This is a genomic window from Pseudomonas sp. GW821-FHT09E12 (assembly GCF_059416085.1).
Genome location: NZ_JBWKOM010000014.1, coordinates 24,201 through 38,858, shown reverse-complemented (window position 1 = coordinate 38,858; position 14,658 = coordinate 24,201). Strand labels below are relative to the sequence as shown.

General features: G+C 63.8%; 8 protein-coding genes. 6 read left to right on the top strand and 2 right to left on the bottom strand.

The window, feature by feature from the left end; genetic code table 11:
- Positions 1-25 precede the first annotated feature (25 nt).
- Positions 26-412 (top strand): type 1 fimbrial protein, encoded by a 387-nt coding sequence (locus AC07PQ_RS30065; protein WP_492569587.1) that lies wholly within the window; start codon positions 26-28, stop codon positions 410-412.
- 179 nt (positions 413-591) lie between these two features.
- Here the strand turns inward: AC07PQ_RS30065 and AC07PQ_RS30060 are convergent, their stop codons facing one another.
- Together AC07PQ_RS30060 and AC07PQ_RS30055 are read right to left on the bottom strand one after the other, a co-directional pair.
- On the bottom strand, positions 592-4,335 hold the full coding sequence (locus AC07PQ_RS30060; RefSeq protein WP_495072397.1) for an autotransporter family protein: 3,744 nt from the start codon (positions 4,333-4,335) through the stop codon (positions 592-594).
- Positions 4,336-5,046: 711 nt separating this feature from the next.
- Positions 5,047-5,961, bottom strand: coding sequence for a DMT family transporter (locus tag AC07PQ_RS30055; RefSeq protein WP_007926872.1), 915 nt, complete (start codon positions 5,959-5,961; stop codon positions 5,047-5,049).
- Positions 5,962-6,160: 199 nt separating this feature from the next.
- Between AC07PQ_RS30055 and aceK the strand changes: the two genes are divergently transcribed.
- The 5 genes from aceK to AC07PQ_RS30030 all read left to right on the top strand — a co-directional run bounded on the left by aceK (position 6,161) and on the right by AC07PQ_RS30030 (position 14,379).
- The gene (aceK, locus tag AC07PQ_RS30050; protein WP_007926870.1) at positions 6,161-7,882 is read left to right on the top strand and encodes a bifunctional isocitrate dehydrogenase kinase/phosphatase; all 1,722 of its coding nucleotides are present in this window, start codon (positions 6,161-6,163) and stop codon (positions 7,880-7,882) included.
- Between the two features lie 223 nt (positions 7,883-8,105).
- Complete coding sequence (hrpA, locus tag AC07PQ_RS30045; RefSeq protein WP_493186725.1) at positions 8,106-12,017, top strand: ATP-dependent RNA helicase HrpA; 3,912 nt, start codon at positions 8,106-8,108, stop codon at positions 12,015-12,017.
- Between the two features lie 333 nt (positions 12,018-12,350).
- The gene (locus AC07PQ_RS30040) at positions 12,351-13,472 is read left to right on the top strand and encodes a beta-ketoacyl-ACP synthase III (protein WP_007926866.1); all 1,122 of its coding nucleotides are present in this window, start codon (positions 12,351-12,353) and stop codon (positions 13,470-13,472) included.
- A 65-nt stretch (positions 13,473-13,537) separates the two neighbouring features.
- A complete protein-coding gene (locus tag AC07PQ_RS30035) occupies positions 13,538-14,152 on the top strand; it encodes an RNA polymerase sigma factor (RefSeq protein WP_007926857.1) in 615 nt (204 codons plus the stop codon).
- On the top strand, positions 14,146-14,379 hold the full coding sequence (locus AC07PQ_RS30030) for an anti-sigma factor family protein (RefSeq protein WP_007926855.1): 234 nt from the start codon (positions 14,146-14,148) through the stop codon (positions 14,377-14,379). Before AC07PQ_RS30035 ends, AC07PQ_RS30030 begins: the two co-directional genes overlap by 7 nt.
- Positions 14,380-14,658 lie beyond the last annotated feature (279 nt).

Here is a 14,658-nt window from a genome sequence, read left to right as displayed (position 1 = left end):
TTCAGGCCCAATGGAGAAAGTCAGAATGAGTACCAAGCTGGTTTTGGCAGGTGTCGGCATGTTTCTAGGCTTGAGTGGAATCTGTTCCGCAGCCCCTCAAAGCATCCAGGGAACGATTTATTTTCACGGCAGCATCGTCGAGGAGCCTTGCACGCCAAGCTCGACTGCCCAAGGCGGGGCTGCGTTGAGTCTTCGCCAGTGCCCGCAGTTTTCCCGCAGCAACGACATTCGTGTACACGGCGTCGGCCCATCGAGCTCGGTGACGGCCATCGGCAAATCGCCAGTCAACGTCAAGCTGGTCACGGACAGCGGCAAGGAAGGGCGCTACTACGATCAGCAATATGCGTTGGTCGATGAGGCGGGCAAACCGGTCAACTCGGGGATGTACCTGATTACCTTGACGTCGCCATAAGTCAGGTATAGGCCAATGCCCGGCGCTAGAGCGCCGGGTATTGAATGACCGTCACGGATGCCTCCGTTGTTGCTGGAGGCATGCCTTGACGAAAGGCAAAAAAAAGACCGGCAAGTGTACCTTGCCGGTCAATCCACAACACGCAGCGGCGGGGCCGCCGCTGCGTGATCAGGGCGGGGTTAGAAGCGGTAGCTGGCGTTCAGGCTCAGGCCATGTTCGCTGGCACCGCTGCCCAGTTGCCCGTTGTAGGCTGCGCCCAGGCTCAGCTCGGGAGTCACCCGGGTTTCCACTCCGGCTTCGACCACTGCACTATTACGCGAGTAGGCCGCACCTTCGATACGGAACGCATCGCTGCCGTCGAAACGGTAGGTGTTGGACGGTGTGATGCCGTTCAGGGCGTGTTTCCAGCCGGCGCTGCCGAACACGCTGAGCAACTTGCCGTTGTCCAGCTGCTTGTCGGCGCTGGCGCGCAGACCCAGGGTGGAGAAGGTCTGCTCGTCCGACGCGTGCTTGGCGCGCAGGGCCGCGGGGCCGCCACTTTCCTTGAAGCCTTCGCTCTTGACCTGCACATAGGCCAGGTTGGCGAAGGGTTCCAGCTGTACCGAAGGGCTGAGGTCGAAGCGCCGGCCCAGTTCGCCGAAGGCTTGCAGGGTGTTGGCGTCATGCTTGGACTTCAGGTGGTCGCTGTAGCCGGCGAAGTTCACCGAACGCTTGGCGTCGATCCGGCTCCAGGTGTACGCCATGCCGCCGCGCAGGTCGAAGCCGCTGACCTGTGTTCCGCCATAGACACCCAGGTGGATGTTGTCGTTGTCGCTCGAGGAGTCGCGTGACGAGCTCTTCAGTTCGGTGCGGCTGTAGCCGGTCAGCACGCCGACGTGGCCGCGGTCGCCGACCGCGGTATCGACCCCGGTGAGCAAGCCCTTGGTGTCGCTGCGCAGGTTGGCGGTATTGCTGTCGCCCTTGACTTCGCCCCAGTTGCCCAGCGTGGTGATCCACGGGGTCAGGCCGGAGTGAGTGTCGCTCGCGGTGTCATGGGCCTGGGCGGCGCTCGCCGAGCGCAGGCGGGTGTTCGCCGCGTCGCGAACCAGGCGGCTGTCCTGGACCAGCGCCGAACGGGTGGAGTTGTGGAACTCGCCGGACAGTTGATCGAAGGCATCGCGAGCCTGGTGGTCATCGGGCAGATAGGCGATGGCCTCGAACAGCTTGTTGTGCACCGGTGGCGTCAGCGCCGGCACGGCCGCGCCTTTCAGGCTTTGTGCCGCGGTGGCCGTGGCCCGTTGGTTGGGGGTGAAGGCGGCTTCCTGGAACAGGCGCGTCTGTTGCACATCCAGGTAGGCGTTGTGGCTGTCGTAGTTGTCCACCAGGTCATAGAAGGTCGAGACCCAGGTATCGCCCGTCAGCTTGTAGCGCCCGCTCAGGCCTTTCTCGGTCGCCAGCACCAGGTAGCGACGGTCCAGCTCGTAGCGTTTGCTGTCGAGTTTGTCCGCCTTGATGATGCTGCCGTCCTCGAGCCGCGCCGCGCCGTTCACCAGCAGCCGGTCGTTGGCCCCGGTACTCAGCAGTTCGGCATGGAAGGTCGAACCGCTGTGCTGGTCGAGGTCGCCGGCCAGGGTCAGGGTGCCGATGGAGTTGCCGGGGGCGATGGTCGCGCCTTTGTGCAGGGTGACGTTGCCGACCTGGCCGTTGCCGGCCAGGGTTGCGCCGTCATACACGTCGGTCGAGCCGCCGAGCTTGCCGTTGACGGCGAGGATGCCCGATTCGACGAGGCTGCGGCCGTGGAAGGCAGAACTGTCGCCGCTCAGCTCGGTGCGCCCGGCGCCGCGCTTATAGAGCGTACCAGTGCCGGAGAGGGCGCCGCCGAAGGTGTAGCCGTTGGCACGGTTGAACACCAGGCTGCCGGGCGCGTCGATCTGCACGTCGCCAAGAATCGAGCCGCTGTTGCCGCCGTTCGCGCCGGCACCCAGTTGCAGGGTGCCGTTGCTGATCAGCGTGCCGCCCTTGTAGGTGTTTTCGCCGGTGAGCACGGTGGTCCCCGTGCCGCGCTGCTCGACCGAGCCGCTGCCGTAGATGACGTGGTCGTACTGGTACTGGTTGTTGCGATCGAGCACCACCTGGCCATCGTTGCCGATATCGCTGAGCACTTCGCCTTGGCTGCCGTTGAAGGCACCGATGTGCAGGCTGGCGTTCTTGTCGACCTGTACTTGCCCGGCCATGACGTTGTTCAGCAGCAGTTCGCCGCCTTTGACATTCAACTGGCCGGTGAAGCGGCTGGAGTCACCGTTGAACACGGTCTGCCCGGCGATGTGATTGATGCGGCCCTGACCTTCGAATCCGGCATCGAATTGGTAGTCACGGTCGTTGTGGTTGAACTGGACCAGGCCCTGGCCCTGGCCGAAGACCACGCGTTTGGCTTCCAGCTTGCCCGCGCCCTTGGCGTCGGCGGCTTTGTCGCTGGTCGCTCCCACATAAAGAGCGGCATTGGAGGTGCTGTCGGCGGCGATCCGTAGGGTGCCGCTACCGACTTTGGCCACGCCCTGGTTGGCGAGCACCAGGCTGGCGTTACCGCCCTGGCCCACGGTCAGGTCGCCGAGGGTTTCCCAGAGGCTGCCCGCGCCGTCGATGCTGGCGCTGCCATTGGCGCCCTGGTTGGCACCGATGATGCCGTCCTGGCTGTTTACCTGACCGCCATTCTTGATCTCCAGGGTGCCGTTGCCGGCGCTGCCGACGATCAGTGTCTTGTCGGTGGACAGCGTGCCGTTGTCGACGCTGAGCGTACCGCTTGAGCCTTTGTGTGCGCCGAGGACGGTGTTGCCACCGTTCTGCACCTTGGCCCCGTTGGTGAGCGACAGCGAGCCGTTGCCGGACTGGCCGACGATCATGTCGCCGAGGGTCTTCCACAGGCTGTCGGCGCCATCGAGGCTGGCGCTGCCATTGGAGCCCAGGTCGGCGGCGATGATGCTGTCCTGGCTGGTGACCTGGCCGCCGTTCTTGATTTGCAGGGTGCCGTTGCCGGCGCCGCCGACGATCAGGGTCTTGTCGGTGGACAGCGTGCCGTTGTCGACGCTGACCGTACCGCTGCCGCCCCGGAGTGCGCCGAGGACGGTGTTGCCACCGTTCTGCACCTTGGCCCCGTTGGTGAGCGACAGCGAGCCGTTGCCGGACTGGCCGACGATCATGTCGCCGAGGGTCTTCCACAGGCTGTCGGCGCCATCGAGGCTGGCGCTGCCATTGGAGCCCAGGTCGGCGGCGATGATGCTGTCCTGGCTGGTGACCTGGCCGCCGTTCTTGATTTGCAGGGTGCCGTTGCCGGCACCGCCGACTACCAGCCGCTTGTCGCTGGTCAGCGTCGAGCCGCTGTCGACGATAAAGGTGCCGGAGGCACCGCGGTCTGCGCCAATCAGGGTATCGCCCTGGGAGCGGGCCTTGGAGCCGTCTTTGAGGGTCAGGTCGGCCGATCCGCCTTTGCCGACGATCAGGTCGCCGCCGGTGTTCACTGTCGCGCCGTTGTTGAAGGTGGCCTTGCCCGTGGCGCCTTGGACGGTGCCCAGGGTGAAGCTGTCACCGATGTTCAGCTTGCCGTTGGCGCCGACATTCAACTGGCCCAGGCCATTGTTGGCGGTGCCGACGTTCAGGCTGCCGACCGTTCGTGCACTGTCCAGTTGCGCGACCTGGTTGTTGCGCCCGGCGAGCGGCCGGTCGATGTTGACCGCCTCATCGCTGGCAGGAGCGCCGTTGCTCCAGTTGCCACTGTTTTCCCAGGCGTTGCTGTCGTCGACGCGATAGGGGTTGCCGTCCTGGTCATAGGCAATGTGATGGGCGTCTCCGGTCCAGTTCGTCGTAGCGAGTACGGCCGGGGCGAAGGAGCTCAACGCCAGGGCGACGGCGAGCGCGGTGCTGGAGGGTCTGAAGCTGTGGGGTGTCATGGTTTTCTTTTCCAAGGCGGTGCCTGTGTGGTCGGAGGGGTGGAGATGGCGTTGAGTGCGCTATGGATCAGCGGCGCGCGCCGGGGGTTGAAAGCGTTCGATGGCCGCACGGAAGCGCGAAGCGCCTTTTGGCCGGGAGAGGAGTTTTCTGGCTATGAAGTGCAGTAGGGCCGGTGCTGTAACAGTGCGGCCTGAGTGATCTGTTCATAAGCGTTGAATAACTGATCAAGTTGTCCGGGGAAGTTGTGAGCGGGCCGGTAACTTAATAAAGAAGAAGGCGGGAATATACGTGGGGAGAGAGGTTTGGAACTTTTTTGAAGCTTTTCAGAAATATCTTTATGGTGATCGAGAATAATCTTTGTTGGTTATGGTTAGTTCGTTGTTGTTATCAGTGGAACTGTCTGGCGCGGGCTTCTTTTGCGAATTGTGTTCAAGTTTTATGGGGTTTTGACGAGGGGGTGAAAGAAGGGGGGCAAAAAATAAAGACGGCGGGCTAATGATTTTTTTCTTGAGGGGATGTTTTTGTTGAGAGAGCAGTATTTGTTTTTAGAAGGAGATGATTTTTATTGTTTTAAGTTCTTTTGCCGAAGGGCGGAAGTTACGGTGTCCGATAGGCAGTTCGATTCCGCTCAAGCCTGATCGAGACTGTCATGCAAGTGGCGAGCGCGCCCATGTTTCAGGACCGCTCGCAATGCCGGGGAATCGACGCGATCAGCGATCCGCCAGTTCCCGGGGCGAGGCGACCCGGGCCCCTGGCTTGAGGACCAGCCACAAGGCCGCGGCGATCAGCACGCCGCCATACAGGTGAGCCATGGACAGCGGCTCGTCCAGCAGCAACGCGCCCCACAGCACCCCGAACGGCGGGATCATGAAGGTCACGGTCATGGACTTGACCGGGCCGATCGAGCTCAGCAGGCGGAAATACAGGATGTAGGCGAAGGCGGTGCAGGCCAGGCCCAGGCCCAGCAACGACAGCCAGACGTTCCAGCCGCCCCAGCTGGCGGGCGGCTGGCTGATGGCGCTGTAGGCGAAGACCGGCAGCAGGAACAGGCTGGCACCGAGCATGCTGCCCAGGGCCGAGAGGCGACTGTCGAGGCCGCCGGCCTGGTCCAGCCAGCGTCGCGCGAGGAAGCCGGCGAAGCCGTAGCAGGTGGTGGCGAGCAGGCAGGCCAGCGCGCCCAGCAGCAGTTCCAGGTCGAATGCCATGGGGCCGGCGCGGGTCAGGATACCCACGCCGAACAGGCCCAGGCTGACCCCGGCGATTTTTGGCGGGGTCAGTTTTTCATGGAAGAACAGCCCGCCGATCAGTACGCCCATCAACGGCGTGGTGGCATTGAAGATCGCCGAATAACCGGCCGGCAGCACCAGGGCCGCCACCGAATACATAGTGGCGGGGATGCCGGAGTTGATTACCCCGAGCAGCAGCACGGTCTTGAACTTGCCCTGGAAGTCCCAGCTGATGCGCATCAGCGCGAGGATCACCAGCAGGCCGGTGGCGGCGATGGAGACACGAAAGAAGGCCGTGGGAATGCTGCCGATCACAGGAGCGATGATGCGCATGAACAGAAAACTCGCGCCCCAGATCGCGGCCAGGGACAACAAACGCAGGGTATCGACAAGTCTCACGGCGCAACTCCTTTAATAGGCCGTTCAACGGCCCTTTTTTCAGCAGGGCGAGAGTGTTGCCGAGAGACGGGGCGCGGGCAATCGCTATCTTGCGGTTGAATTGGCGGCCGCCTTCGCTATCTGTGGAAAATTGCACTTCTCCTGCACCCGGTTCACTGGCTAAGCTCAGGCCTTTCCGAATTCCCGCAGAGGTCTCACCATGCCGCAGAAATGGCCCGCCGCCGATATCGCTCGAACGATCCTCGATGGCTTCGACGATTACCGCGAGCACTTTCGCCAGATCACCGACGGTGCCCGGGCGCGCTTCGAGCAGGCGCAGTGGCAGGAGGCGCAGACCGCCTCGGCGGCACGGATCAACCTGTACGAGGAAAAGGTCAGCGAGACCGTGCAGCGGCTGCGTACGACCTTCGACCTGGAGACCCTGCTCGACGTCAATCAGTGGCCGCTGGTGAAAAGCGCCTATATCAGCCTGATCGACCTGCGCTTCGACGATGAGCTGTCCGAGACCTGGTACAACTCGGCCTTCTGCGGCCTGTTCAGCCATGACCTGATCAGCGACGGCTGCATGTTCATCCACACCACGCGGCCGAGCCTGCGCCGCGCCCGGGCCGCGCAGACCCGCACCTACCGGCCGCAAGGTCATCTGTCGACGATGCTCGAACAGATCTTCGTCGACTACAGCTTCAGCGAGGCCTATGCCGATCTGCCTGGCGACCTGCGGCGCCTGGAGTCGCAGCTGCGGGAGAACCTGCCGGACTGGGTGTGCAAGGACCCGGAGCTGGCGGTGGAGTTGTTTTCCTCGGTGTTGTACCGCAACAAGGGCGCCTACCTGGTGGGCCGCATCTACACCCACGACGAGCAGTGGCCGCTGGTGATTCCGCTGCTGCACCGCGAAGGGCGGGGCATCCAGATCGACGCGCTGATCACCGACGAAGCCGATGTGTCGATCATCTTTTCCTTCACCCGCTCCTATTTCATGGTCGACGTGCCGGTGCCGGCGGAGTTCATCGGTTTCCTCAAGCGCATCCTGCCGGGCAAGCACATCGCCGAGCTGTACACCTCCATCGGTTTCTACAAGCACGGCAAGTCCGAGTTCTACCGGGCGCTGATCAACCACCTGGCCAACACCGACGATCAGTTCATCATGGCCCCGGGCGTGCGCGGCATGGTCATGAGCGTGTTCACCCTGCCGGGTTTCAACACCGTGTTCAAGATCATCAAGGACCGCTTCTCGCCGTCGAAAAACGTCGACCGCGCCACGGTGATCGAGAAGTACCGCCTGGTGAAAAGCGTCGACCGGGTCGGGCGCATGGCCGATACCCAGGAGTTCGCCGATTTCCGCTTTCCCCTGGGCAAGTTCGACCCCGCGTGCCTGGAGGAACTGTTGGAAGTCGCGCCGTCCACGGTGTCGGTGGAAGGCGATACGGTGCTGATCCGCCACTGCTGGACGGAGCGGCGCATGACCCCGCTCAACCTTTACCTGGACCACGCCAACCCGGCCCAGGTGCGCGAGGCGCTGGAGGACTACGGCCTGGCGATCAAGCAACTGGCCGCGGCCAACATCTTTCCCGGCGACATGCTGCTGAAGAACTTCGGCGTCACCCGCCATGGCCGGGTGGTGTTCTACGACTACGACGAGATCTGCTTCCTCACCGAAGCCAACTTCCGCCACATCCCGGCGCCGCGAACCCCGGAGGACGAGATGGCCTCCGAGCCCTGGTATTCCATCGGCCCGCTGGACGTGTTCCCCGAGGAGTTCCCACCGTTCCTGTTCGCCGACGCCGGGCAGCGCAAGCTGTTCGACCAGTTGCACGGCGAGTTGTACAACGCCGATTACTGGAAAGGCCTGCAGGACGCCATTCGCGCCGGCAAGGTGATCGATGTGTTCCCGTACCGGCGCAAGGACCGGGACAACGAATAAGCCTGCACCGCGCGCCTCTGTAGCCGCTGGCGAAGCCTGCGTCCGAGGACGAAGTCCTCGCAAAACCGCTGCTCGCGGTACATCAGCAATACTCGGGAAGCAGGTTTTACGACTGCTTCGCAGCCGAACGCAGGCTACGCCAGCGGCTACAAGGATCTCGTTCGCTCGTTAAATCTGCGACAATCCGCCCCCTGCATAAATTAAGACGACCCTTGCGTACCCGATGACTTCCGAATCGCCTGCAATCGACCAACTGCTGAAAAACCTCGACCACGCCATGCTTGCCGACCGCCACCGGTTGCGTCGGCAGCTGCTTGAGCTGCGCAAGAAGCCCGACGAGGCCAAGCTTGTGCAGTGGGTCGAGCGCATGCAGGCGTCCTGCGCCCAGGTGCTGACGCGGCGCGCCAGCGTGCCGTCGATTCGCTACGACGACAGCCTGCCGATCGCCGCCAAGCGCGACGAGATCAAGGCGGCGCTGCAAAAGCACCAGGTGCTGATCATCGCTGGCGAAACCGGCTCGGGCAAAACCACCCAGTTGCCGAAGATCTGCCTGGAAATCGGTCGCGGCCAGCACGGCCTGATCGGTCACACCCAGCCCCGGCGGATCGCCGCGCGCAGCGTGGCCAGCCGGGTCGCCGAAGAGCTGGCGACGCCGCTGGGTGCCCTGGTGGGGTATCAGGTGCGCTTCGAAGATCAGAGCGATTCCAACACCCTGATCAAGCTGATGACCGACGGCATCCTGCTGGCGGAAACCCAGAACGACCGCTACCTGGAACGCTACGACACGATCATCGTCGACGAAGCCCACGAGCGCAGCCTGAACATCGACTTCCTGTTGGGCTACCTGAAGACCCTGCTGCCGCGGCGTCCGGACCTCAAGGTCATCATCACTTCGGCGACCATCGACCTGGAGCGCTTCTCCAAGCACTTCGACGACGCGCCGATCGTCGAGGTCTCCGGCCGTACCTTCCCGGTGGAAACCTGGTATCGCCCGCTGACCCTGGAGCAGGACGAAGAGGGCAACCGGGTCGAGGACGACCTGACGGTGGACCAGGCGATCCTCGCCACCCTCGATGAAATCGCCGCCCATGAGCGCAGCGAGCGCCGCAGCCCGGGTGACGTGCTGGTGTTCCTGCCGGGCGAGCGGGAGATTCGCGACGCCGCCGAAATGCTGCGCAAGGCCCAGCTCAAGCACACCGAGATCCTGCCGCTGTACGCGCGCCTGTCGCCGGCCGAGCAGCAGCGGATTTTCCAGTCGCATCCGGGCCGCAGGGTAGTGCTGGCGACCAACGTCGCCGAGACCTCGCTGACCGTGCCGGGCATCCGCTACGTGATCGACAGCGGCACCGCGCGCATCAGCCGCTACAGCTACCGGGCCAAGGTCCAGCGCCTGCCCATCGAGGCGATTTCCCAGGCCAGCGCCAACCAGCGCAAAGGCCGCTGCGGCCGGGTCGAGCCGGGCATCTGCGTGCGCCTGTACAGCGAAGAGGATTTCAACGGCCGTCCGGAATTCACCGACCCGGAAATCCTGCGCACCAACCTGGCGGCGGTGATTCTGCAGATGCTCCATCTGCGTCTCGGTGAAATCACCGCGTTCCCCTTTATCGAACCGCCGGATGGCAAGGCCATCAGCGACGGTTTCAACCTGTTGCAAGAACTCTCGGCGGTGGACCGCAACAGCCAACTGACGCCGCTGGGCCGCCAGTTGGCACGGCTGCCGGTGGACCCGCGCATGGGCCGCATGCTGCTGGAAGCGGCAAAGCTGGGCAGCCTGCAGGAAGTGCTGATCGTCGCCAGCGCCATGTCGATCCAGGACCCGCGCGAGCGGCCGCCGGAGCGCCAGCAGGCGGCCGACCAGGCCCACGCGCAATGGAAAGACGCCGACTCGGATTTCGCCGGGCTGGTCAATCTGTGGCGCGGCTTCGAAGAGCAGCGCCAGGCGCTGACCGCCAGCCCGTTGCGTAACTGGTGCCGCAAGAATTTCCTCAACTACTTGCGCCTGCGCGAGTGGCGCGACTCCCATCGCCAACTGAGCCTGATCTGCCGAGATCTGCAGCTGAGCCTGAACAAGGAGCCGGCCGATTACCCGAAGCTGCACAAGGCAGTGCTGGTCGGCCTGTTGAGCCAGATCGGCCAGAAGACCGAGGAAGGCGATTACCTCGGCGCCCGCCAGCGGCGCTTCTGGATTCACCCGTCGTCGGGGATCGGCAAGAAGCGCCCGCAATGGCTGATGACCGCCGAACTGGTGGAAACCACCAAGCTCTACGCGCGCATGGTGGCGAAGATCGACGCCGACTGGATCGAGCCGCTAGCCGGGCACCTGATCAAGAAAAATCACTTCGAACCCCATTGGGAGAAGAAGCGCGGGCAGGTGGTGGCCTACGAGCAGATCACCCTGTTCGGCCTGATCGTGGTCGGTCGTCGCCCGGTGCATTACGGCCCGGTGGACCCGCTGGTGTCGCGCGAGCTGTTTATCCGCGAGGGCCTGGTGCGTGGCGAAATCCAGTCGAAAGCCAAGTGCCTGAGCGCTAATACGCGGCTGCTGGAGCAGCTCGACGAACTGGAAGCCAAGGCCCGGCGCCGCGACATCCTCGCCGACGAGGAAACCCTGTTCGCCTTCTACGACGCGCGCCTGCTGGCGGAGATCCACCAGACCGCGACCTTCGACAGCTGGTACCGGGTGCATAGCCAGAAAGACCCGCAGTTGCTGATCATGCGCGAGGAAGACGTGCTGGCCCGCGAGGCCAGCGAAGTCACCGCCATGCAGTACCCGGACACCTTGCAGATCGGCGATCTGGAACTGGCCCTGAGTTACCACTTCGAGCCCAACCATCCACGGGACGGCGTGACCCTGCGGGTGCCGGCGCCGCTGCTGCCGGCCTTGCCTGCCGAGCGCCTGGAATGGCTGGTGCCGGGGCTGGTGGAGGCCAAGTGCATCGCCCTGGTGCGCAACCTGCCCAAGGCGCTGCGCAAGAACTTCGTACCGGTGCCGGACTTCGTCAAGGCGGCCCTGGCACGTATCGATTTCGCCCAGGGCTCGCTGCCCCAGGCCCTGGGCCGCGAACTGCTGCGCATGACCGGGGCGCGGGTCAGCGACGAGGCCTGGGCCGAGTCGGCGCAACAGGTGGAAGGCCACCTGCGGATGAACCTGGAAATCGTCGATGCCCAGGGCAAGTTTCTCGGCGAAGGCCGCGACCTGGCCGAGCTGACCGCGCGTTTCGCCGAGGCCAGCCAGGCCGCCCTGGCCGTGCCGCAAACCGCGAAAAGCCAGCAGCCGGTGGAAGCCAAGGTGTTCGCCGCGGTGGCGGAGAAAACCCAGCAGAAGATCGCCGGGCTGTCGATGACGGTGTATCCGGCGCTGGTGGAAGAGGGTGGCACGGTTAAGGAGGGGCGTTTCTCGACCCCGGCCGAAGCCGAATTCCAGCATCGCCGCGCCTTGCAGCGCCTGTTGCTGCAACAGCTGGCCGAGCCGGCCAAGTTCCTGCGCAACAAGTTGCCGGGGCTGACCGAGCTGGGCCTGCTGTATCGCGAACTGGGGCGCGTCGATGCCCTGGTAGAAGACATCCTGCTGGCCAGCCTCGACAGCTGCGTGCTGGAAGGCGAGGACAGCCTGCCGCGCGATGGCGCCGGCCTGGCCTCGCTGGCCGAGCGCAAGCGCGGCAGCTGGACCGAGCACGCCGAGCGCCTGGCGCGCCTGACCCTGGAGATCCTCAAGCTCTGGCATGGCCTGCAAAAGCGCTTCAAGGGCAAGATCGACCTGGCCCAGGCGGTGGCGCTGAACGACATCAAGTCGCAGCTCGGCCATCTGGTGTACCCGGGGTTTGTCCGCGAGACCCCGGCGCAGTGGCTCAAGGAACTGCCGCGTTACCTCAAGGCCGTGGAGCTGCGCTTTGAGAAGCTCGGCAGCCAGGTGCAGAAGGACCGGGTCTGGAGCACCGAACTGGCCGGCCTGTGGAACCAGTACCAGGCGCGGGCGAGCAAACATGCCCAGGAAGGCAAGCGCGACCCGCAGCTGGAGCTGTACCGCTGGTGGCTGGAGGAGTATCGGGTGTCGCTGTTCGCCCAGCAATTGGGCACCAAGGCGCCGATTTCCGACAAGCGCCTGAACAAGCAGTGGAGCCAGGTGGAAGCCTGACGCGATCTATAGCCGCTGCCGCCGACTGCGATAAGGTCCGCAGGACCTTCCCGCGATCTCAAGGGCACACCCTCTTCGAGGTCGATCGCAGCCTGCGGCAGCGGCTACAGCGATCTGTGATGGGGGCGATTACGCTTGCCGATGGGGCTAAACGCCGGCGTTTATGGCAAACTTCGCCGTTATAAATGCCGGCCCCGCGGTTTTGAGCGTTCGCCGCCCGGGCAAAGCGGAATAAAGCGATGTCAGGTCCTATTCCGCCAGTCGGGATAGACCATTTACGGTTTGGTACGACGGTGCCAATACCTTCTGCCTGAACAGAATAGAGGAACGACCGTGCATAACGTCGTCATCAGCGGCACTGGCCTGTACACCCCGGCCAACAGCATCTCCAACGAAGAGCTGGTGGAGTCTTTCAACACCTACGTGCATCAGTTCAACGCCGACAACGCGCAAGCGATCGAGCGCGGCGACGTTCAGGCCCTGACCGAATCCAGCGCGGCCTTCATCGAGAAGGCCTCCGGCATCAAAAGCCGCTTTGTCATGGACAAGGACGGCATCCTCGATCCGCAGCGCATGGCCCCGCGCCTGCCCGAGCGTTCCAACGACGAATGGTCGGTGCTCTGCCAGATGGCCATCGGCGCCGCCGAGCAGGCCCTGCAACGCGCCGGCAAGACCGCCGCGGACATCGACGGGGTGATCGTCGCCTGCTCCAACCTGCAACGCGCCTACCCGGCCATCGCCATCGAAGTCCAGGAAGCCCTGGGCATCGAAGGTTTCGGTTTCGACATGAACGTGGCCTGCTCCTCGGCCACCTTCGGCATCCAGGCGGCCTGCAACAGCGTGCAACTGGGCCAGGCCCGGGCGATCCTGATGGTCAACCCGGAAGTCTGCACCGGCCACCTGAACTTCCGTGACCGCGACAGCCACTTCATCTTCGGCGACGCGGCCACCGCGGTGATCATCGAACGGGCTGACCTGGCCACCTCGCCGTACCAGTTCGACATCATCAGCACCAAGCTGCTGACCAAGTTCTCCAACAACATCCGCAACAACTTCGGCTTCCTCAACCGCGCCGCGGAAGAGGGTATCGGCGCGCCGGACAAACTCTTCGTGCAGGAAGGCCGCAAGGTGTTCCGCGACGTCTGCCCGATGGTGGCGGAACTGATTGCCGAGCACCTGCAGGAAAACCAGCTGAACGTCAGCGACGTGAAGCGTTTCTGGCTGCACCAGGCCAACCTCAGCATGAACCACCTGATCGTCAAGAAGCTGCTGGGCCGCGAGGCCACCGAAGAAGAAGCACCGGTGATTCTCGACACCTATGCCAACACCAGTTCGGCCGGTTCGGTGATCGCGTTCCACAAGAATCAGGACGACCTGAGCAGCGGCTCGCTGGCGGTGCTCAGCTCGTTCGGCGCCGGTTATTCGATTGGCAGTGTGCTTCTGCGCAAGCGTTGACAGTCTTATGGATCGCAGCCGCTGCTTCAGCGGTTGCGATCCTGGATTCCGATTACGAGGCATGAATGTCCGCAGCTGACGACACGCAACTGCTTGAACGCCTGTTGGCCGGTGAGCAAAAGGCCTACAAGGAACTGGTCGGCACCTACCAGAGCGCCATGCGCGCCGTGGCCTACGCCATTGTCGGCCAGCGCCACGCCGACGAAGTGGTGCAGGATGCCTGGCTGTCGGTGGTGCGCAACCTGGCCGGTTTCCAGGGGCGCTCCAGCCTCAAGACCTGGCTGCTGACCATCACCGCCAACTCGGCGAAAAGCCGCTACAAACAGAATCGTCGGGAAGTCCTGCTGGATGACTTGCCGGCACCCCACGGCACCATCGGCGACGAGCGTTTTTCTTCCTCTGACGGGCACTGGCTGGTGGCGCCGTTCGCCTGGCACGCCGACACCCCGGAAGCCCTGCTTACCGAGGCCGAACTGCGCGAATGCCTGGAGCACACTTTGCTGAGCCTGTCGGAACTGCAAGGCAGCGTGTTGACCCTGCGCGAGCGCCAGGGCCTGGAGCTGGAGGAGATCTGTAATCTTCTGGACATTTCCCTCTCCAATGTCCGGGTGCTGCTGCACCGGGCGCGGCTGAAGATTTTTGCCACGGTGGAGCACTTCGAGGAGACCGGCCAATGCTGACCTGCAAGGAACAAGTGGCACGTTCCAGCGACTATCTTGATGGTCAGCTGAGCTTTCGCCAGCGCCTGATCCAGCGCCATCACCTGTTGTTCTGCCCCAATTGCCGGCGTTTCCTGCGGCAGATGCGCCTGATGCAGGCCACCTTGCGCAAGATGCCGCAAGCGCCCATCGCCGATATCGATGCGCTGGCCGAACGCCTGGCCGCCGAGCGCAAGCGCAACGCCTGATTTCACCCGACAATCCTCCCGTAGTCGCTGAAGCCTCAAGGTCCTCAAGAGCGCGACCGCTTCGCGCTCGATCGCAGGCTTCGCCAGCGGCTACACCAACGCCTGCAAGGTGTACGAGTTCCTGTAGCCGCTGCCGCAGGCTGCGATAAGGCCGAAGGCCTTCAGCAATCTTGAAGTCACTGCGGCCGTTCGGCCGATCGCGGGCTTCGCCAGCGGCTACACCAACGCCTGCAAGGTGTACGAGTTCCTGTAGCCGCTGCCGCAGGCTGCGATAAGGCC

Bases quoted from the DNA above. Each gene is read 5' to 3' on its own strand.
- aceK (WP_007926870.1), top strand. From the start codon at position 6,161: ATGCCGCAGAAATGGCCCGCCGCCGATATCGCTCGAACGATCCTCGAT.
- hrpA (WP_493186725.1), top strand. From the start codon at position 8,106: ATGACTTCCGAATCGCCTGCAATCGACCAACTGCTGAAAAACCTCGAC.
- AC07PQ_RS30060 (WP_495072397.1), bottom strand. From the start codon at position 4,335: ATGACACCCCACAGCTTCAGACCCTCCAGCACCGCGCTCGCCGTCGCC.
- AC07PQ_RS30065 (WP_492569587.1), top strand. From the start codon at position 26: ATGAGTACCAAGCTGGTTTTGGCAGGTGTCGGCATGTTTCTAGGCTTG.
- AC07PQ_RS30035 (WP_007926857.1), top strand. From the start codon at position 13,538: ATGTCCGCAGCTGACGACACGCAACTGCTTGAACGCCTGTTGGCCGGT.
- AC07PQ_RS30030 (WP_007926855.1), top strand. From the start codon at position 14,146: ATGCTGACCTGCAAGGAACAAGTGGCACGTTCCAGCGACTATCTTGAT.